This is a genomic window from Gemella sp. GL1 (assembly GCF_013415365.1).
Lineage (GTDB): Bacteria > Bacillota > Bacilli > Staphylococcales > Gemellaceae > Gemelliphila.
Window position 1 is genome coordinate 1 of sequence record NZ_JACBYB010000007.1, and the last position, 21,635, is coordinate 21,635.

Annotated in this window: 18 protein-coding genes and 1 rRNA gene; 6 read left to right on the top strand and 13 right to left on the bottom strand. The window is 30.2% G+C overall.

Going from position 1 to position 21,635, the window contains the following annotated elements:
- A 16S ribosomal RNA gene (locus tag HZY82_RS00060) occupies positions 1-616 on the bottom strand; the annotation flags it as partial.
- A gap of 405 nt (positions 617-1,021) precedes the next feature.
- Between HZY82_RS00060 and HZY82_RS00065 the strand changes: the two genes are divergently transcribed.
- Positions 1,022-1,549, top strand: a complete 528-nt coding sequence (locus HZY82_RS00065; RefSeq protein ID WP_135156719.1) for a GNAT family N-acetyltransferase — start codon at positions 1,022-1,024, stop codon at positions 1,547-1,549.
- 12 nt (positions 1,550-1,561) lie between these two features.
- Here HZY82_RS00065 and ppc read toward each other — a convergent pair whose 3' ends face one another.
- Genes ppc through yaaA form a run of 5 tightly spaced genes read right to left on the bottom strand, consistent with a single transcriptional unit; the run spans position 1,562 to position 10,051 of the window.
- On the bottom strand, positions 1,562-4,255 hold the full coding sequence (gene ppc, locus HZY82_RS00070; protein ID WP_135156717.1) for a phosphoenolpyruvate carboxylase: 2,694 nt from the start codon (positions 4,253-4,255) through the stop codon (positions 1,562-1,564).
- Positions 4,256-4,310: 55 nt separating this feature from the next.
- Positions 4,311-6,758 carry a DNA gyrase subunit A gene (gyrA, locus tag HZY82_RS00075; RefSeq protein ID WP_179938319.1) on the bottom strand — a complete coding sequence of 816 codons (2,448 nt, stop codon included), beginning with the start codon at positions 6,756-6,758 and terminating at the stop codon, positions 4,311-4,313.
- A 20-nt stretch (positions 6,759-6,778) separates the two neighbouring features.
- On the bottom strand, positions 6,779-8,695 hold the full coding sequence (gyrB, locus tag HZY82_RS00080; protein WP_135156713.1) for a DNA topoisomerase (ATP-hydrolyzing) subunit B: 1,917 nt from the start codon (positions 8,693-8,695) through the stop codon (positions 6,779-6,781).
- 14 nt (positions 8,696-8,709) lie between these two features.
- Positions 8,710-9,846 (bottom strand): DNA replication/repair protein RecF, encoded by a 1,137-nt coding sequence (gene recF, locus HZY82_RS00085; RefSeq protein WP_135156711.1) that lies wholly within the window; start codon positions 9,844-9,846, stop codon positions 8,710-8,712.
- Positions 9,836-10,051 (bottom strand): S4 domain-containing protein YaaA, encoded by a 216-nt coding sequence (gene yaaA, locus HZY82_RS00090; RefSeq protein WP_135156709.1) that lies wholly within the window; start codon positions 10,049-10,051, stop codon positions 9,836-9,838. Before yaaA ends, recF begins: the two co-directional genes overlap by 11 nt.
- 204 nt (positions 10,052-10,255) lie before the next feature.
- Here yaaA and HZY82_RS00095 point away from each other — a divergent pair, with 204 nt between their 5' ends.
- Together HZY82_RS00095 and HZY82_RS00100 are read left to right on the top strand one after the other, a co-directional pair.
- On the top strand, positions 10,256-11,074 hold the full coding sequence (locus tag HZY82_RS00095; RefSeq protein WP_135156707.1) for a choline kinase family protein: 819 nt from the start codon (positions 10,256-10,258) through the stop codon (positions 11,072-11,074).
- 80 nt (positions 11,075-11,154) lie between these two features.
- Positions 11,155-11,937 (top strand): aldo/keto reductase, encoded by a 783-nt coding sequence (locus HZY82_RS00100; protein ID WP_135156705.1) that lies wholly within the window; start codon positions 11,155-11,157, stop codon positions 11,935-11,937.
- A gap of 169 nt (positions 11,938-12,106) precedes the next feature.
- Here the strand turns inward: HZY82_RS00100 and pepT are convergent, their stop codons facing one another.
- From pepT to rplM, 5 genes are all read right to left on the bottom strand, one after another.
- On the bottom strand, positions 12,107-13,333 hold the full coding sequence (gene pepT, locus HZY82_RS00105; protein ID WP_135156703.1) for a peptidase T: 1,227 nt from the start codon (positions 13,331-13,333) through the stop codon (positions 12,107-12,109).
- Positions 13,334-13,335: 2 nt separating this feature from the next.
- The gene (locus tag HZY82_RS00110) at positions 13,336-13,839 is read right to left on the bottom strand and encodes an acyl-CoA thioesterase (protein ID WP_135156701.1); all 504 of its coding nucleotides are present in this window, start codon (positions 13,837-13,839) and stop codon (positions 13,336-13,338) included.
- 11 nt (positions 13,840-13,850) lie between these two features.
- A complete protein-coding gene (locus tag HZY82_RS00115) occupies positions 13,851-14,498 on the bottom strand; it encodes an NAD(P)-dependent oxidoreductase (RefSeq protein ID WP_167753230.1) in 648 nt (215 codons plus the stop codon).
- A 329-nt stretch (positions 14,499-14,827) separates the two neighbouring features.
- Positions 14,828-15,220 (bottom strand): 30S ribosomal protein S9, encoded by a 393-nt coding sequence (rpsI, locus tag HZY82_RS00120; protein WP_135156696.1) that lies wholly within the window; start codon positions 15,218-15,220, stop codon positions 14,828-14,830.
- 19 nt (positions 15,221-15,239) lie between these two features.
- The gene (gene rplM / locus HZY82_RS00125; protein ID WP_135156694.1) at positions 15,240-15,677 is read right to left on the bottom strand and encodes a 50S ribosomal protein L13; all 438 of its coding nucleotides are present in this window, start codon (positions 15,675-15,677) and stop codon (positions 15,240-15,242) included.
- Positions 15,678-15,963: 286 nt separating this feature from the next.
- Between rplM and HZY82_RS00130 the strand changes: the two genes are divergently transcribed.
- Positions 15,964-16,575, top strand: coding sequence for an acetate uptake transporter (locus tag HZY82_RS00130; protein WP_135156692.1), 612 nt, complete (start codon positions 15,964-15,966; stop codon positions 16,573-16,575).
- 62 nt (positions 16,576-16,637) lie between these two features.
- Here the strand turns inward: HZY82_RS00130 and thrB are convergent, their stop codons facing one another.
- Both thrB and thrC read right to left on the bottom strand, forming a co-directional pair.
- Positions 16,638-17,516 (bottom strand): homoserine kinase, encoded by an 879-nt coding sequence (thrB, locus tag HZY82_RS00135; RefSeq protein WP_179938321.1) that lies wholly within the window; start codon positions 17,514-17,516, stop codon positions 16,638-16,640.
- Complete coding sequence (gene thrC, locus HZY82_RS00140; protein WP_179938323.1) at positions 17,516-18,991, bottom strand: threonine synthase; 1,476 nt, start codon at positions 18,989-18,991, stop codon at positions 17,516-17,518. The genes thrB and thrC overlap by 1 nt, the downstream gene beginning before the upstream one ends.
- Positions 18,992-19,102: 111 nt before the next feature.
- Here thrC and HZY82_RS00145 point away from each other — a divergent pair, with 111 nt between their 5' ends.
- Together HZY82_RS00145 and HZY82_RS00150 are read left to right on the top strand one after the other, a co-directional pair.
- A complete protein-coding gene (locus tag HZY82_RS00145; protein WP_135156686.1) occupies positions 19,103-20,227 on the top strand; it encodes a homoserine dehydrogenase in 1,125 nt (374 codons plus the stop codon).
- A gap of 79 nt (positions 20,228-20,306) precedes the next feature.
- Positions 20,307-21,614: an aspartate kinase gene (locus HZY82_RS00150; protein WP_135156684.1), complete on the top strand. Its 1,308-nt coding sequence runs from the start codon at positions 20,307-20,309 to the stop codon at positions 21,612-21,614.
- Positions 21,615-21,635 lie beyond the last annotated feature (21 nt).

The window sequence follows — 21,635 nt, forward strand, 5'->3', positions numbered from 1 at the left end:
TCACATCAGACTTATTAAACCACCTGCGCGCGCTTTACGCCCAATAATTCCGGACAACGCTTGCCACCTACGTATTACCGCGGCTGCTGGCACGTAGTTAGCCGTGGCTTTCTGGTTAGGTACCGTCTTTACTGTATATAGTTACTATACAATCATTCTTCCCTAACAACAGAGTTTTACAAACCGAAATCCTTCTTCACTCACGCGGCGTTGCTCCGTCAGACTTTCGTCCATTGCGGAAGATTCCCTACTGCTGCCTCCCGTAGGAGTCTGGGCCGTGTCTCAGTCCCAGTGTGGCCGATCACCCTCTCAGGTCGGCTATGCATCGTCGCCTTGGTAGGCCTTTACCCTACCAACTAGCTAATGCACCGCAAAGCCATCTCATAGTGTCAGCTTGACCGACTTTCAATATTCCTTCATGCAAAGAAATATATTATCCGGTATTAGCTACCGTTTCCAGTAGTTGTCCCAGTCTATGAGGCAGGTTCTTTACGTGTTACTCACCCGTTCGCCGCTAAGTTCAAGTGATGCAAGCATCTCTTAAACTTCGCTCGACTTGCATGTATTAGGCACGCCGCCAGCGTTCGTCCTGAGCCAGGATCAAACTCTCCAAAATTATTTTTGTTAGCTTGATTAGCTCTTAAAGTTCTTTATAGTCTTTCTTTTAAGACTGTCCTTTTGGAATTAACGTTGACTTAATTCTTTTAGTTTTCAATGTTCAAATCTCTTTGCTACTTTCGGCAACTTTGATAGTATATCATCTTTATTTTTATCTGTCAATTGTTTTTTGAATTTTTCTTGAAAAATTTTAAAAAATCTTCAACACTTGTTTAAAAGCTCTGTTTAGATGATATTTTATTATCCGTCTCTCTCAAGACTTTTTCTATTATATACTACTACTCTCTTACTGTCAATAGTTTTTTTATTATTTTTTCAAAATATAATTATATTAGTTGTTTAATATATATTGATTTTATTCCTACTTATATATTATAATTATTTAAAAATTAGGAGATATTTTATGATAATTAGAGAAATTCAAAAAAACGATATTTATTTACTTAGTGAATACAAATCTTTTTTTAGTAATAATAATGAAACTATCCCAGGCGCCGCAGGATTAGAAACATGTAAAGATGTTTCTACTTGGATAAATGAAAAGCTACTAGAAAAATCGAAAAAAACTATTTTAAATAAAAACTTTGTCCCCGCCACTACTTTTTTATTAATTGATAATAATACTTTAATAGGAATAATTAATATAAGACATGAATTAAATGACTATCTTTTAAATTTTGGTGGTCATATAGGCTATAGCATAAGGAGTGATTATAGAAGAAGAGGATTCGCTAAGCTGCTACTTAATCATGTTATTAACTATACTTTCAATAAATTAAACCTTGATAAAATATTAATAACTTGCGACAGTACTAATATAGCATCAGAAAAAACTATATTATCTTGTGGTGGTGTTTTAGATAATATTATTGTGAGTAATGCAAACAAACTTACTAAAAGATTTTGGATAAATAAAAAGAGGATTAATTAATCCTCTTTTTATTTATCCTGAATTTCTCAATCCAGTTGCTATACCATTTATCGTTGTATGAATTGATTTTTGTTGACTATCCTTAGTAATTTTAGACCTATCCCTTTTAATAAGTTCAATTTGTAGATAATTTAAGGCATTAAAATAGGGCATTCTATTTTTTAAACTATATTTTAAATAATCATTATCTTCTAATAATTCTGTATGGTCTTGTATTAAAAGAATAACTTCTTTAGTAGTATTCCATTCTTTATAAATAATATCATAAATTTCACCAATTTCCGCTTTATCAGATAACTTAGCATACTCTTTTGCAATTGTCATATCTGATTTTGATAGTACCATATCTACATTAGACAACAAAGATTTAAAGAATGGCCATGTTTTATACATATCTTGAAGTATTGCTAAATTATTTGGATCTTTAGCTAAATAATTTTTAAAAGCTGTACCTACACCGTACCAACCTGGTAGCATTACTCTATTTTGAGACCATGAAAAAACCCAAGGAATTGCACGTAATCCCCCTATTTCCGTAATTGTTTTTCTAGCTGCTGGTCTAGACCCTATATTTAAACTTGATATTTCTTTTATTGGACTTGCTTCAAAGAAATAATCATAGAAATTTTTATTTTCAAAAACAAGAGAACGATAGCTAGAATAACTTTCTGCCACTATCTCATTCATTACATTTTCATATTCAGTTCTTAAGGTTACATTAGAAGATGTCTTCATTCTATCGATAGTAGCAGAAATTAAAGTCTCTAAATTATAGTAAGCTGCGTCTTTATTTCCATACTTGCTTCCTATTACTTCTCCTTGCTCTGTCACTCGAATCTTAGATTTAATAGAGCCTAATGGCTGTGATAAGATTGCTTCATATGAAGGTCCACCACCTCGGCCAACAGTTCCACCACGTCCATGGAAAAATGTAATATCAACTCCAAATTTTTGTCCTAATTCTGTTAATTGAGTTTGAGCCTTGTATAATGTCCAACTTGATGATAAATATCCTCCATCCTTATTACTATCAGAATATCCTAGCATTACTTCTTGATAATTTTTGTTCTCATTTATCCACAATTTTACAATATCTAAAGATAGATATGTAGTCATTGTTTCTAATGCATTATCTAAGTCTTCAATAGTTTCAAATAGAGGAACAATTTGAATTCTTGAAAAATCATTATCTACAAGCCCAACTTCCTTGAGCATTATTGCTAATTCTAGTAAATCTGATACACTTGTTGTGTGAGAAACAATACTTTGTTTGATGATCTCTTCCCCAAGTTTATCTTTTAAATATCGTGATTTTCTAAATATCTCTAATTCTTTCTTCAATAAATCTGATTTCTCTTTATTAGTGCTAGATAACATTCTAGGGTCATCATTTAGTTGCTTTAATAAAACTTGTACTTTTTCATCTTCTGATAATGAAGTATAATCTTCCACTATATTGGCCAATTTTAATAATTCTGCTACACATTCCTCGTGAACACTTGAATCTTGTCTCATATCTATTGACGCTAAGTAGAAACCAAAAACATCAATTGCTTGGATTAATTCCTCTAAATCTCCTTCTATTAGAGTTTCTCCCCCATTTTCCTCTAGTGATTTCTTAACTACCAATAAATCATCCTTAAAATCAGAAGCTATCGGATAATAATCATCTTCTATTTTTTCATCACTTAACAGGTATTTTTCTGTATTTTCAATTTTCCTATTTATTTCATGAAGTACTTTACGATAAGATTCTTTTTCTCTAAACTCTGAATTATCTCGTGAATTACTTGCTAAAATTTCTAAAGCTGTACTTGTTTTAACAAAAGAACTTGACATAGAAAAACTTCTATATAAACTCATTATTTTTTCTTTGTAGTAAGTCATTATAACTCGGAATTGTAAACTTGCAGATATTTCCATTGTCTCTGCAGTAACAAATGGATTCCCATCTCTATCTCCACCAATCCACATTCCCATATTTATAGGAGTTGATTTTTCTAAATTAATCCCTTTTTTTAATGCTAAATTCTTATATTTAACTGATAAACTAGAAATAGCTTGAAGTAATGAATGGTTATAGTAATCCATAACGTTAGATATTTCATTAGTTACCTTTAATTTCTTCTCTCTAATAATATCTGTTTGCATTATTATTTCTATATATCTCTTTAATTCATTTTCCCATTTTTCATGATTAATTAAACCAAATTTAACATCTCTATACTTTCTTAATAAGTTATGGATTTTTCTATTAAGATTTAACATAGACTCTCTTTGAACTTGAGTTGGATGTGCAGTTAAAACCGGTACTATATTTACCTTTTCTAAAATCTCTTTGGCATTTTCTAATTTAGAAGCATCTTCTATAGTTTTAGATAATTTCCCTAAATAGTCTTCATCTACATTATTTTTATAATTTATCTGGTAAGCCAAATCAACATCTTCAGCAATATTTATTAATAAAGGTAATATCGAAAAATACCTTGCTACTACTTCTACCTCTTCTTCATCCAATAAAGCAACCTCGCTAGATAGTTTTCCAAAATCTCCTGAATCTGCTAAAGTTCTTAATTTAATTACTTTATTATATGTCTTTGGGGTACATATTTTTTTAGTAGCCTCATCTAATAATTTAGTTAAAATTGAAATCTCTCTACTGATTAATTCCTTATTAGACTCAAATTCTAATTTTTGTAAACTCATCCTGTAATTCCTTTCTAAAATTTAGCCACATTAGAAATTCTAATGTGGCTACTTTCTAATTATCTTTTTCAATAATTTCTTCTTTGTCAGCTAAAGTTACAGTAGCAACTTTTTGATCTGTAGCTAGGTTAATTAATTTAACCCCCGTAGCTGTTCTTCCTAAAGTATTAAGGATGGAAATATCAATTCTAATAATCACTCCTTGATCTGTCATTATCATCAAGTCTTCTGCTCCTGTGATTGACTTAACCGATACAATTCTACCTGTCTTATTAGTGATCTTAGCAACTCTTATTCCTTTACCACCACGATTTGTTACTCTAAACTCATCTTCTTTAGAAATTTTACCAATACCGTTTTCTGTAACTGTTAATATTTTTTTATCTTTATTGATAATCTGCATACCCACTACATAGTCATCAGTACCAAGAGTAATACCCTTAACACCTCGACTCACACGTCCCATTTGACGCACCTTATCTTCGTTAATTCTTATTGCTTGTCCTGCCGCGGTAACAATCATAATATCATTGTTAGTAGTTACTTTTTGAACTTCTATTAGCATATCACCATCATCAAGTTTTAATGCAATTTTACCTTTTTTCATAATACTTGCATAATCTGTTAAACTTGATTTTTTTATGATACCATTCTTAGTTGCAAATACTAAATTTGTATTTTCTTCATGTAGATCAGAAATAGCAATAATAGAGTTTACTTTTTCTCCTTTATCTATCTCTAATAAGTTGATAATTGGTATACCTTTAGCTTGTCTAGACATTTGATTAATTTCATAACCTTTCAGAGTATATACTTTACCTTTATCTGTGAAAAATAGAATATGATCATGAGTAGAACATGTTAATATATATTCAACATTATCTTCATCATTAGTACTCATTCCATTAACTCCACGACCACCCCTATTTTGAGATTTGTATGTATTAGCCGCTAGACGTTTTATATATTGATTGTATGACAAGGTAATTACTATTTGTTCTTTTTCAATCAAATCTTCATTTTCAATCTCATCAATTTGACCTTCAACAATTACACTTCGTCGATTATCCTTATATTTTTCTTTAATTTCTAGTAGTTCATCTTTAATGATCTTAACAATACGATTATCCTTATTCAAGATATCTTTAAGATCCCTAATCAACTCCACAAGTTTGTTATATTCATCTTCAATCTTATCACGTTCTAAACCTGTAAGCCTTTGTAATCGCATATCTAAAATTGCTTGAGCTTGAACTTCTGATAAACTAAATCCATCCATTAATCCATTTTTAGCTTCCTCTGTTGTTTGTGATGCCCTAATAAGTTCTATTATTTTATCTATGTTATCAAGAGCTATACGAAGACCTTCTAAGATGTGAGCCCTATCTTGTGCTTTCTTCAAGTCATATTTTGTACGCCTTACAATTACTTCTTTTTGGTGTTCTAAATAGTAATATAAAACTTCTTTTAAATTAAGAGTTTTCGGCTTACCATTTACTAAAGCTACCATATTTACTCCAAATGATGATTGAAGTGGAGTTAATTTAAATAGGTTATTTAAAATTACATTAGAATTGGCATCTCTTCTTAATTCAATTACAATTCTAATACCTTCTTTAAGATTTGACTCATCACGTAAGTCTGTAATTCCTTCTATTTTCTTTTCACGTGCTAAATCTGCTATTTTTTCAACAAGTTTAGACTTATTGACTTGATATGGTATTTGAGAAATAATAATTCTTTCTTTACCATTTTTCATTTGTTCAATTTCAGTTTTACCACGCATAATAACAGAACCACGTCCAGTGTTATATGCTTTGACAATACCCGACTTACCTAAAATTAGAGCTCCCGTTGGAAAATCCGGCCCTTTAATTTTTGTCATAAGTTCTGCTATAGTTATCTCAGAATTATCAGCTAAGGCAATAACTCCATCAATAACCTCACCTAAATGATGGGGAGGAATATTAGTAGCCATACCTACTGCAATTCCTGATCCACCATTAACTAAAAGATTAGGTATTCTTGCAGGTAATACTTTTGGTTCTTTTGTGGAACCATCATAGTTATCTTGATAATCAACAGTATCTTTGTTGATATCTCTTACCATTTCAGCCGCTATCTTGCTAAGTTTTGCCTCAGTATAACGCATAGCTGCTGCAGAATCTCCGTCAATAGAACCAAAATTCCCTTGGCCTGCAACCATAGGATATCTACTGTTAAAATCTTGAGCAAGTCTTACTATGGTACCATAGGTAGCTGAATCTCCATGTGGATGATATTTAGCCATAACTTCACCAACTACTGCAGCTGACTTTCTATATGGTTTATCATAAGTTAATCCTAATTCATTAAAAGCATATAAGACACGTCTATGTACTGGCTTAAGTCCATCTCTGACATCTGGTAAAGCACGAGACACTATAACACTCATAGAATAATCTAAGAAAGAATTTTCTATTTCAGTAGTTATATTTCTTAATGTAATATTTTTCTCTTCCATTTTTTATCCTTTCTATGATATTAGATATCTAAGTTTATTACATTTAGAGCATTATCCTCTATAAATTTACGCCTTGGTTCAACTCTTTCCCCCATTAATGTGTCAAAAGCTGCATCAGCTAACATAGCATCATCAATACTTACTTTATACATACGGCGTCTTTCAGGATCCATTGTAGTTTCCCATAACTCCTCTGCATTCATCTCTCCAAGACCCTTATATCTCTGAACATTGTATTTTTTATCTTTGGCATATTCTTCAATATTAACCTGTAATTCAGTATCATTAAAAGAATAATAAACCTTTTTTCCAACTTTTAATCCATAGAGTGGAGGTCTTGCAATATAAATATGTCCTGCCTCTATCAGTTCCTTCATATATCTGAAGAAAAATGTCAGTAACAAGGTTCTAATGTGACTACCGTCGACATCAGCATCAGTCATAATTACAATTTTATGATAGCGAAGCTTGTCAAGATTCATACCTTCTCCGATACCAATTCCTGCTGCAGTGATTAATGAACGAATTTCGTCAGATGATAAAACCTTATCTATCCTTACTTTCTCAACATTAAGTATTTTCCCTCGCAGAGGTAAAATAGCTTGAAACTTACTATCACGTCCAAGTTTTGCTGAACCTCCTGCAGAATCCCCCTCTACTAAAAATAATTCACATTCACTAGCATCTTTACTTGAGCAATCAGCGAGTTTTCCTGGTAAATTTGTAAATTCTAAAGCATTCTTACGTCGCGTAGATTCACGTGCTTTCTTAGCAGCAATTCTAGCTCTTGATGCCTGCAGTCCTTTTTCAACAATAATCTTGGCAATCTTAGGATTTTCTAATAAAAATCTATCGAGCTCTTCTGAGAATAGTTTGTTAGTAATAGTCGACATTTCAGAATTACCTAGTTTTGTCTTAGTTTGTCCTTCAAATTGGGGATTTGGGTGTTTTATAGAAATAATAGCTACCAATCCTTCACGAACATCATCTCCAGTTAAAGTCTCTTTTTCTTTAATAAGATTAGATTTCTTACCATAAGAGTTTATAATTCTGGTTAAAGCTGTTTTAAATCCAGATTCATGGCTTCCACCTTCATGGGTATTTATATTATTAGCATAAGATAATACATTACTTGAGTAGGTAGAATTATACTGCATAGAGATCTCTACCTCTTTCCCATCCATTTCTCTATGAACATAGATAGGATCATGTAAGGACTCCTTATTTTCATTGAGCATTTCAACATATTCCATAATTCCACCTTCATAGTAGAAAATTTCTTCGCGTAAGTCTTCTGCTCTTTCATCTAATAACTTAATAGTAATCCCTTTATTTAAGAAAGCTAATTCCCTAATACGAGCTTTCAAAATATCGTATTCATAAACTGTTGTTTCTTGAAATATTTGACCATCTGCTTTGAATCTAATAATAGTTCCTGTTGTATCAGTATCTCCTACTACAGTAATTCCTTGAACTACATCACCACGTTCAAATTTCATAGTGTGAACTTTTCCAGAGCGGTGTACGGTTGCCTCCAAGTTTGTAGATAAAGCATTAACTACAGATGCCCCCACTCCATGAAGACCTCCGGATACTTTATATCCACCACCACCAAACTTACCTCCGGCGTGAAGAACCGTTAAAATTACTTCAAGAGCTGGCTTTCCAGTTTGTTCTTGAATATCAACTGGGATACCACGTCCATTATCCTCTACTCTTATCCAGTTATCTTTTTCGATAGCTACAGTTATTGTGTCACAATATCCAGCTAAGGCCTCATCGATAGAATTATCTACAATTTCCCAAACTAAGTGATGTAATCCTTTAGAAGATGTAGAACCGATATACATTCCCGGTCTTATACGTACTGCTTCTAAACCTTCCAGTACTTGTATCTGGTCGGCATTATATTCTTGATTTCTTCTCTCTTCTACCATTAATTGTTCCTTTCTTATTTACTAATTTCAACAATACCTTGATTGATATAAAAAACTTTAGCATTTTTAACTAAACTTTCTTTTATATCACTTATTGATGGAGCGGTAATAAAGGTTTGTATATTACTATCTATAGCATCTAACAATTTAAATTGCCTTGTTTTATCAAGTTCACTAAGTACATCGTCTAAAAGTAATATAGGATAAAATCCTGTTTCCTTTTTTAAAAAATCTAATTCCGCTAATCTTAGAGATAAAACTATTGAACGTTGCTGACCTTGAGATGCGTATATCTTAGCATCTAGTGAATTGATATAAAATATTAAATCATCTTGATGAATACCTATTCTAGTTGAGCCGTTATTAATATCTTCATTCATTTTTTTCATGATTAGATCCGCAACATATTTTTCATCAATATCTTCCAACAATAATTTATCCTCTTTCATATTTTCTAAAATAGAGGACTTATAAAATATATCTAATTTCTCTTTACCATCAGATATATTATTCATTGATTTTTGTGCATAGCTAGCTATTTGCTTAACAAATTTAAATCTTTGTCTTGTTATAAATAGAGCTAGTTTAGCCAATTGAAAAGTTACTTCTTCTAAATAAATTCTCGACATTTCATCATTTCTATTTTTTCTCATATCCTTTAAAAAAGTATTTCTCTGTTTTAATATATGCTTATACATTAAAGAATATTTATGATAAATTCTTGAAAATTGATAAAATTCTCTGTCAATAAATTCTCTTCTAAAAGAAGGTGATCCTTTTACTAACTGCAAGTCATCTGGAGAGAACAAAACAACATTTAATTCCCCAACAAAATCAGTTAATTTTGACTTCTTAGAACCTGCAATTTTAGCATTTTTTCCTTTATCATTCATTGCTAGCATTATGTCAACATGATTATTATTTTTTACAAGTTCACATGATATACAAGCTGCTTCCTGACCAAATTGGATAGTTTCACTATCTCTTCTAGTTCTAAAAGATCTGGCTAATGCTAAATAAAATATAGATTCAATTATGTTAGTTTTACCGTTAGCATTGTTACCAACCAATATGTTTAATGATGGATGTAAATCTAGATTTAAGGAAGTATAATTCCTAAAATATAATAAATTTAAATTTTTAATTTTCATTAATTATCTGATACTCTTCTCCCCGAATAAGAACAAAATCCCCGTGATATATTTTCTTACCGCGTCTATTTTCTAATTCACCATTTAAATAAACTTCTTCTTCAGCTAAAAAATACTTAGCCTCTCCTCCTGAAGAAATAAATGATTCCATTTTTAAAAATTGTGTAAGTGTAATAAACTCACTATCAATATATAACTTTTTCATGCATACTCCAAAAAAGAAATTTATTATAAAAAAATTTGTATTTTTACTTACCGATTATAACATAAATCTACCTAATTTTCAATTTATATCTCACTTCTATTAAATCTATATCGAGATAGATTACAAGCTTTCTGTTAACCTTTACATTTACTTTTCAATTAATATACTATATAATATATTTAAGAACATTAGGAGCTTGACTATATGAAACTTATAAAAAAATTAGAAAAAGAATTAAATACTAAAGTGACTAACCTAAAAAAAACTAATTACGGTATTACTAACGAAAATTTTATAATAGAAACTAAAGCTAAAACATATTTTGGCAGAATACCTAAAGATACATTTTTAATAAAAAATAAAAACAATGAAAAAGAAGCAATTAATTTATTGTCTGAAGAAGATTTTTTTTTAAAACCTATTTATTACGATGCAAATCTATTAATAACAGAATACCAAGAAAACTCAAAGACTTTTGTTTCAAATAGGAACTTATCTTCCATAATTAAAATTTCAAAAATTTTAAGAAATTTCCATAGTAAGAAATTTCAAACTAAAGCAGTATTTAACCCTATTGAAATTCTTGAAAAATATTCCTATCAACTTCAAAATTCAAATTTTGATATCGAAGAATATAAAGAATTAATTGATACATTTATCGAATTATATTCACCAGATAGACTATGTCACAATGATTTGAAAGAGGGAAATTTCTTATTCACTAGTAATAAAATTTACCTTCTTGATTACGAATATTCTGGAATTAATGACCCTTATTTCGATATAGCTAGTTTTATCGCCGAAAATAATTTAAATTATCAAGAAACAATTACATTTTTAAAGAGTTACTTTTTTGATGAAAAATGTAATTTTAGAAAACTGAGTATCTTTTTACAATTTAATGATTTACTATGGTATACCTGGGCCTGTCTTTTATACGAAAGAACCAGTCAAGAAAAATATAAAACTATCGCAGATGAAAAATATAGAACATTAAAATATCCAAGAAAAATTATACCCTAAAAAACATTATGAAGATAAACAAAATCAGATTCATCATTTACAATAAACTATAATAAAAATTGATATAAGGAGTAGAAATTATGAATTTAGGAAAAATTGGATTTGGGACATATGGACTTAAAGATGCTGATACTACTAGAGAAGCCATTCAATTCGCACTTGAAAATGGATATACCCACATAGATACAGCTACAATTTATAAAAACGAAGAATTTGTTGGCCAAGCCATAAAAGATTTTAACCCAAACAAATTCACACTAACAACAAAAGTTTGGACCACAGATTTATCTTATGATGATGTAATGAGATCTTTTGAAGAATCTTATAAAAAGCTAAATGGCAAAATAGATATATTATTAATTCATTGGCCTCACCCAGAAAAACTACTGGATGCCTATCGAGCATTAGAAAAACTTAAAGAAGATGCTTCTGTTAAAGAAATCGGTGTATCTAACTTTGAAATTAGACACTTAGAATTATTAAAAAATAAAGCAAATATAAAGCCATTCCTTAACCAAATAGAAGCTCATCCAAAACTAGCTCAAAATGAATTAAGAACTTACTTATCAAGAGAGGATATCTTATTACAATCTTGGTCACCAATCGCTAGAGGCCACTACAACAATGACAAAATAATAGTAGACTTAGCTAAAAAATACAAGGTTACTCCTAATCAAATAATTCTAAATTGGCACATTTCTAGAAACTATCATCCAATACCTAAATCAGCCACACCTAAACATATATTAGAAAATTTACAAGCTACTGATTTAAAACTTGATGAATTTGATTTAAGAATTATCAATTCATTAGATGAGGGACTTAGAACAGGAGAACATCCTGAACTTTTCGATTACAAATAAAGAAACATGAACTGAAATCAGTTCATGTTTCTTTATTTAAAATTTTTATATCCAGTTTAATCAAATAGTTCTTAAATAATATTAATAATTAAATAAAAATTTACAATTATCCCATAAGATAGTTATCAGCAAAATTATAGTTTTTTACTACTTAATTATAACAGCTATTCTATTTCTTAGCTAACTGTGCTATTTCTATTATTACATCTGTAGCTTTTTCCATATCTTCTAGACATGAAAACTCATATTGTCCATGAAAGTTTTCCCCTCCAACAAAAATATTTGGAGTTGGAATTCCCATATAAGAAATTTTAGAACCATCCGTTCCTCCTCTTATAGGTATAATCAATGGCTCAATAGCTAAATTACGCATGGCCAGTTCCGCTTTCTCCACACACCTTTTATCCTTTTTAATTACATCTCCCATATTATAATATTCATCATGCATTTCAAACACTACTACATCTCCATATTTTTCATTTATCTTTTTAGCAACTTGCTTACAGAACTCTTTTCTTTCCAAGAATTTTTCTTTATCAAAATCACGAACAATATAGATTAACTCAGCCTTTTCTATTTTAGCAGACATAGAATGCAACATATAAAAACCTTCATAGCCTTCTGTATGTTCTGGCACCTCTTTTTCTGGAAACATCATAGCTAGTTCTGCTGCTATTGTAGTAGCATTTTTCATTTTATTTTTAGCTGTTCCTGGATGAACACTAACACCTGTAATTTTGTAAATAATTTGTGCAGCATTAAAACTTTCATATTGAAGTTCACCTAATACCCCACCATCCATGGTATAAGCATAATCCGTATCAAAATACTTGGCATCAAAATTATCAGCACCACGCCCAATTTCTTCATCAGGTCCAAAGGCAATTTTAATATCTCCATGTTCAATTTCTGGATGTTCAATTAAGTATTTCATCGCCTCAACAATCTCTACCACTCCAGCCTTATCATCAGCACCTAATAATGTTGTTCCATCAGTTGTAATTAATGTTTTTCCAATATAGTTTTCCAAATTAGGAAAATCCTGCACAGTCATAGAAATATTATGTTCTTTATTTAATAAGATATCCTTACCATTATAATTTTTAATTACATTTGGATTAATATTTTCAGCATTGAAATCAGCTGTATCTACATGTGAAATAAAACCAATCTTATCATACTCTTTATCAGTATTAGATGGTAAGATTGCTGTTAAAAAACAATTTTCTTCTGGTAAAACAATATCTGATAAACCAATTTCTTCTAATTCAGTTTTTAGCATTTTTAAAAATTCTTTTTGCTGCGGTGTTGAAGGTATAGCTTTGTTATTGGCATCTGATCTAGTTTCAAACTTTACATAATTTAAAAATCTATCTAACATAGTAACATATTTCATACTTACTCATTCTCCTGCTTTTCTTTATATTTTTTCATATACTCTTTGGTAAAATCTCTAATAGAGATTATATTATGTCTTCTATCATTATAAGATTGAGCAACAAATTTTTCAAGTTCATTTCCATAAACAATTCCCTCTAATTTATCAAAAACTTTTACATCCGGCATAAGAGCAAAAGTCAAAAAAGCTAAACCTACTACTCTTTCTGAAGAAGTTTTACTACTATAGGCAACTAGCTCCGCAAAAATTTCAACAGATCTATTACCTACATGCGAAATATAAGATGTTATCTTTAAAATTTCATCCATATATACAGCATCTATAAATTGGTATGAATCAACACTTGCTGTTACAAAATTTAATGGAGTATACTTTCTTATAGTCATACTAGTAACTTCATCTAACCAATATAAGATTTGTCCTCCAAAAAGTGTATTATGCCTGTTCATACCCTTTGGAAAAACCGTAAAATTCGATTCTACTTTAATTCTATCTACTTTCATATATATTCCCCTTAAACATATCTCTTACTTACTATTATCAATTTTTTCTTATAACTTGACTCATCTTTTATTATATCTATCATTAATGTTGCAATGTCATGCCTGCTAGTAACCGACAAACCCCAGACCTTTGTTTTAGATTTAGAATTAAATATTTTGGGACTTTCTGTTCCAACTTTTCCTGTATAAAGCAGAGCAGGATGTATACTTGTCCATTCTAGATCTGTATTTTCTAAAATCTTTTCCCCTATATAGTGATCTTCAAAATTCGCTTTCAAAATAGTTTTAGCAAATATATTACAAGGAAAAGCTGCATTTAGATAAGTAGAGCCCACACCTAAAGCCGAAAGATTAATAATTCTCGAAATTCCTGCTATCTCCATTCCCTTAATAATATTAGGAATAGCAAAAGTAAATAAGGGATTGGACATTTGACTAACTTTATTTCCTAATGCCACTAATACTGCATCAACACCTAGCATTGCTTGACTAAGCTTGTCCACATCATCTAATTCTCCTTGAACTACTTCTAAATTATTATAGAAAGTTAGTTTTTTTATATTCCTAACGTAGGTCCTAACTTTATATCCTTTCTTTAAGGCTTTTACTAGTATTAAGTTTCCCGTTCTACCACTAGCACCAATAATCAAAATTTTCAAATAATCATCTCCTATCATACACATTTTACCATACTATTAGCAATTCTTTTCATATTTTATTCCTATATAAGCCTTTCTAAAATTAACCAATTAAGACAATAAATACTTTATTTAATAGACCCTTAGTAATTCAAACTTGTATCTATAATAAATCTACGAAAATCATTACATTTAGTAACTAAAAAAATAAAGAAATATTAGCAACCCTATTAATTTTTTAGACTTTAGCTAAATTTTAGAAAATTAAAATACATAGTGATAATTATATTTTTAGTACAAAAAAACACAGCCATATTATGACTGTGTTTAAATAACATGCTATCCAACAATTAACGTTTAGAGAATTGTGGAGCACGACGTGCACCTTTAAGACCGTATTTTTTACGCTCTTTCATACGAGGGTCACGAGTTAGTAATCCTGCAGGTTTTAAATCTTTACGATATTCAGGATTTACTTCTAATAAAGCACGTGCTATTCCATGACGAATTGCTTGAGCTTGTCCTGTATATCCTCCACCATGTACATTAACTAGTACATCGTAATTTCCTGTAGTTGATGTTTTTGCGAATGGTTGCATTAAATCTAATACTAATGATTCTAATGGTAAGTATTCACGCATCTCTCTATCATTGATAGTTACGTTCCCAGTTCCGGGTACTAATCTAACACGTGCTACTGAACTTTTACGGCGTCCTGTTCCGCGATATTCTACTTGTGCCATTTAATATTCTCCTCCTATATTATCCACGTAATTCATATTTTTCTGGTTTTTGCGCTGCATGTGGGTGCTCAGCTCCACGATAAACATGAAGTTTCATACCTTGTGCTCTTCCTAAAGTATTTTTAGGTAACATTCCCTTAATAGATAACTCTAAAAGTTCTTCTGGATATTTCTCTACCATAATTCCAGCTGTTCTTTCTTTTAATCCACCTGGGTGCATTGTATGACGACGGTAAATCTTATCTTTAAGTTTATTACCCGTTAATACAACTTTCTCAGCATTGATAATAATCACATTATCTCCAGTATCAATATGTGGTGTATAAGTAGGTTTGTTTTTCCCTCTTAGTATTGATGCAACCTCTGAAGATAAACGTCCTAAAGTTTGTCCTTCAGCATCGATTACATACCATTTTTTTTCTACAGTTGATGGCTTCGCCATATAAGTTTGACGCATTGTCAATTCCTCCTAAGATTTTGTTTTTATATGTCATTACGACTAAGCTTTCCGGGGCCTTTTCGTGTAGATATATAAACAATATCTCTAATATAATACCGTATAAATCTATAATTGTCAATAAATATATTGTACAATGTATTTATAAATTTAATTTTATTATTCAAGTCTGTATTCCATATATAATTTTACCTGTAATAATTGACAAAGCCCCTATTTTTTGCTAGTCTAATTACTGTATTTTTATATTTTATATATACTATATGATTTTAAAGGAGTTTTTATTATGAATAAACAATCATTCAAAGTTTCTACTGCAGATCCATCTGCAATAGGATTATTCGGCTTAGCTATCGTTACTCTAGTTGCCTCTTCTCAAAAAATGGGAATTACAACAGGTACTTCATTAGTTATTCCTTGGGCTATCTTTTTAGGTGCATTCGCTCAATTATTTGCATGTATTCATGATGCAAAAAAAGAGAACGTATTTGGTACTACAGCCTTTGGTGCTTACGCATTTTTCTGGTTTGGTGTTGGATTTACTTGGTTAATCCAAAATGGTGTGTTCGGTCAAAAGATGGTAGAAACAGCTGATACTAAACAACTAGGATTTGCTTTCCTAGGTTACTTGATCTTCACTTTAGTTATGACAATTGGAGCAGTTGAAACTACAAAAGTATTATTCAGTATTTTTGTATTGATTGATTTCCTATTTGTTGGACTTACTTTATCAACACTAGGAATTGCTACTGAATCTATGCATCATTTAGCAGCCTACAGTGAATTAGCAATTTCAATCCTTTCATTCTATGGTTTTGCTGCCAACGTATTAAACTCACATTTTAAATATGAGTTCTTACCACTAGGAAAACCTTTTGGAATCTTTATAAAAAAATAAATTTAACAATCCTTATATTATAAAAATAGACCTATTAACACACAAAGTTAATAGGTCTATTTTTATAATATTACCGTACCTTCTTTATCAATTTGCAATTCTAGTACTTGCCAATCATTCTCTAATTTAGAAAGTTTTTCTCTGATTATCTCTGCACTATCTAAATTTTCATAAATATTCAATAGAGTAGATCCTGATCCTGATATTAGGAAAGATATTGAATCTACTTTCTCACATATTTCTTTTACTTCATCATATTCATAAATTATTTTTTTTCTATATGGTTCATGAATTTTATCACCCATTACCCTTTTTAAGATATCTAAATCATAATTTTCAAAAGCTTTTAATATTAAGCCTATTCTTGTAGAAGAGTATAGAGCATCTTCTCTTGAGTATGAAACTGGCATAATTGCTCTAGCTTCTTCTGTACTTGTTTCAAAATTTGGCACTAAAGCTAGGAACTTAAATCTCGGATCAATATCGTAAGTAAGTGTTGCAGAAGTCCCATCATCACATACACATGATGCTGTCAAAGACCCATAAATTGCAGGTGATACATTATCTGGGTGTCCTTCTATTTCTGATGCCAGATTAAATATTTCATCTCTATCTAAAGGAAGGCCACACAAAACATAAGCTCCATAAATCCCCCCTACTATACAAGTAGAAGATGACCCTAATCCACGTGATACAGGGACATTAGAATCTATTTCAATCCTAACACCACTAACACGCTTCCCTAGCTTATCTAATGTGTATAAAAATGTTTTATATACTAAGTTATTCTCATCGTTAAATTTTTCATCAAATCCAACTAGCTCAAAACCAGACTCTATTTCTTCAAAAGTAAAATATGTATATAAATTCAAAGCTAAACCTAGACTGTCAAAACCACAACCTACATTAGCACTTGTCGCTGGCACCCTAATTTCTACCATTATGATAAATCTCCTAATTTTTCAGCAACATACTGAGCAATTTCTTCTTTAGATATAAGATCATTATGTAGGACTTCTTTTTTATCTAAGTTTTCTAAGTTGCTTGGTATCTTAACTCTCGTTTTTTCATGTAAATCTACAAGTAATTTGAACTCATCTGCTTCTTCTATTTGTCCAAATAATGATTCGTATACAGAACCTGTAAACTTATAAGGACTTGCTGTTGATAAAACTATACTTGGGCCATCAAGTTCCTGTTCTAATAATACCTTGTATCCTACCGCAGTATGTGTATCTAATAAATAGCCTTCTTTCTCATAAACTTCTTTAATCACTTTCGCTGTTTCTTCATTAGTAGCATATCCTGCTATAAAATCTCCTTGTAATTTAGCTAATAATTCAGCAGAAATTTGATATTTACCTTTTTCTTTTAGATCAGTCATTAATGAATTGACATAGGTATTGTCTCCATCTGTCAAATAGTATAAAAGTCTTTCTAAGTTAGAAGAAATTAAAATATCCATGCTTGGAGAAATTGTTTTTAAGAAATCTCTATTTCTATCATATACACCTTCAGTTAAGAAATCATACAATACATTGTTTGCATTTGATGCACATACTAGGTTGTTAACCGGTAACCCAATCTTCTTAGCGTAATAACCTGCTAAAATATTTCCAAAGTTTCCTGTTGGTACAACAAAGTTAACCTTATCTCCTCGCTTGATTTTTCCAGATACAACTAGATCACTATAGGCTTTGAAATAATAGACCACTTGTGGAATAAGCCTTCCAATGTTGATAGAATTAGCACTCGATAATTTCACATTTCTTCTTGATAATTCTTCTTTGAATTTTTCATCGACAAAAATTTCTTTAATTGCTGATTGGGCATCATCGAAGTTTCCTTCTATAGCACATACTTTAACATTCTTACCATCTTGTATCTTCATTTGTCTTTCTTGAACTTTAGACACACCAGAATTTGGATAAAATACCATTATTTTCACCTTATCCACATCTTTAAATCCTTCTAAAGCAGCCTTACCAGTATCACCACTTGTTGCTGTTAAAATAAGAATATCATCTTTATCTTCTAATCGATCTAAAGCTGTTTTTGTTAGTTGCGGTAATAATGATAATCCTAAATCTTTAAAGGCACTTGTAGGTCCATGAAATAATTCTAATATATAAGAATCACTAAGTTCCACTAATGGAGTTATTTCTTCTGTAGAAAATTTTCCTTTATAAGCGTTGTCTACACAAGCTTCAATTTCTTCTTCTGTAAAATCTAGAAATAGTTTTAATACTTGATGTGCTATTTGATAGTAAGATTTACCTATTATCTTATCTAATTCAATCTTATTTTCTCCTAAGTTTTTTAGTACAAATAGTCCACCTTCTGAGCTTAATCCTTGAACTATAGCCTGACTAGGATTTATTTTTAAACTTTCATCTCTACTACTTTCGTATAACATGCTATCACTCCTTGATTTATTTCATTATCTATGATACAATTTTTTTGTTAAAAAGACAAGTGTTTGCTATCTGTGGACACTGTTCTTTAATTAAATAAACGAGGTAAATTTATGAAAATAGCTATTTTAGGTTTAGGAACTGTTGGTTCTGGTGTGTTAGAAATTTCTAATAAACTTAAGAATATACAGGTGATAAAATCTTTCGAAAGAAGAATTACTTCTGAATTATCAACAACTGATATCAATGATATAATAAATAATCCTGAAATTGATATTGTTGTTGAATCTTTGGGAGGAATTACCCCCGCTTATGAATATATTTCCGCTTCTCTTAAAGCAGGAAAACATGTAGTTACCGCAAATAAAGCTGTAGTTGCTAAATATTTAGATGAATTTATAACATTAGCACGTGAAAACAAAGTTCAGTTTATTTACGAAGCAAGTGTTGCTGGTGGAATTCCTTGGATTGTCTCATTAGAAAGAACAAAAAGAATAGATCCTATTCAAAATTTCTATGGAATAATGAATGGGACTAGCAACTACATTATAGACTATATGTATAACCATAATGCAGATTTTCACACTACACTTACTAAAGCACAGGAGTTAGGTTATGCTGAAAAGGATCCTAGTGCTGATATCGATGGTGATGATGTTGTTAATAAAATTATTGTTACAGCTGCAGTGGCCTTTAATTACTTAATAAAAGACAGGATTCCTCAATATTCTATGCGCCACTTAAATAAAGTAGATTTAGATTATCTAAAATCTAAAAATCTTTCTACTAAATTCATAGGACAGGGAAGCATAGACAATTTAAATATATCTGCCTCAGCTATGCTTAACATAATAAATAAGGATAGTCTTGAAAATTCTGTTCCTACTAATTTTAATATAGTTAGTATGACTGCAGAAACTATTGGTGAACTTAAATTTTATGGTCAAGGTGCTGGAAAATTAGCTACTGCTAATGCAATTATTCAAGATATACTAGATTTAGAAAGTAATACATCTAGAGAAAAATTAGTTTTAAATCAAAATTATACTTTTTCTATTGATTCAATAAAAAATAAATTTTTAATTAGAACATCGTCGCCTATTAATTCTCCATTTATAACAAAAATTGAAGAATTTGACGATTTTTATTACAACTATACAGATAAAATTACTTTCTCTAAACTTGATGAAATATTAGAAAGTATAACTACTGAATATCTAGTTGCTAAATTTCTATAAATATTTTATCTAAATATAGTTCAAAATATACAATTTAATAATAAAATTCAACATTAAAATAATTAACTAGGAGACCACTATGGTAAAAGTTTCAAAATTTGGTGGAAGCTCTGTTGCTTCTGCTGAACAATTTAAAAAAGTAAAATCAATCGTACAAAGCGACCAAGCAAGAAAACTTGTAGTTGTCTCTGCCGCTGGTAAAGCTCATAAAGAAGATAACAAAATAACTGACCTACTTTATTTATGTCATGCACATATTAAATATGGAATTTCTTTTGATAATATCTACTCTATCATTGAAAATAAATTTTTAAATATTAAAAATACATTAAAGATCAATTTCGATATTGAAAGCGAATTATCTTCACTGAAACAAGAACTTATTAAAGGTATAGATGAAGATTATCTAATAAGCCGTGGAGAATATTTAACTGGTCTTCTTATGGCACAATATCTAGGATATAAATTTGTAGATCCTAAAAACTTAATTTTCTTTAACTACAATGGAAATGTTGATTATCAAAAATCTCAAGAAGCCTTTGATAAGCTACTTACTGAAAATAATAACTTACTTATACCAGGCTTCTACGGTTCCCTTCCAAATGGCGAAATTAAAGTTATGACCCGTGGTGGTGGTGATGTTACAGGAGCTATTATTGCTAACTTAGCCAATGCTGAAATTTATGAAAACTGGACTGATGTATCTGGTGTTTTAATGGCAGACCCTAGAATTGTAGATTCACCAAAAGAAATAGACGTAATAACTTATACTGAACTTAGAGAATTATCTTATATGGGGGCTAGTATTCTTCATGAAGAAGCAATCTTCCCTATAAAAGAAAAGGGAATACCTATCCAAATCCGTAATACTAACAAACCTGAAAGTCTAGGAACAATTATTAAAAATACTGAAAGAAAATCTAAAAGTATAATTACTGGTATTGCTGGTAAAAAAGATTTTTCTATTATCTCTATCAAAAAAAATCATATGTCTACGGAAGTTGGTTTAATTAATAAAACTCTGGCTTTATTTGAAAGTTACAATGTAAGTATTGAACATATACCTACAGGAATTGATTCTTTTTCTATAGTAGTAGAAACAGCTTCTATTAAACCATTTATTCATGAATTATTATCAAAAATCAAGGATACAACTAATGCTGATGAAGTATCTATTGTTAATGAATTGTCACTAATTGCTACCGTGGGTCATCAAATGAAAAATCATAAAGGAATGTCAGGACGACTATTTACAGCTTTAGGAAAGAATAATATCAATATTATGGTTATTTCACAAACTAATGATGAAATTAATATTATAATTGGTGTTCACAATTCTGACTATGAAAAAACAATCGCTACTATTTATAATGAATTTGCTAAATAAGAAAGAGCAGGAGTAATACTC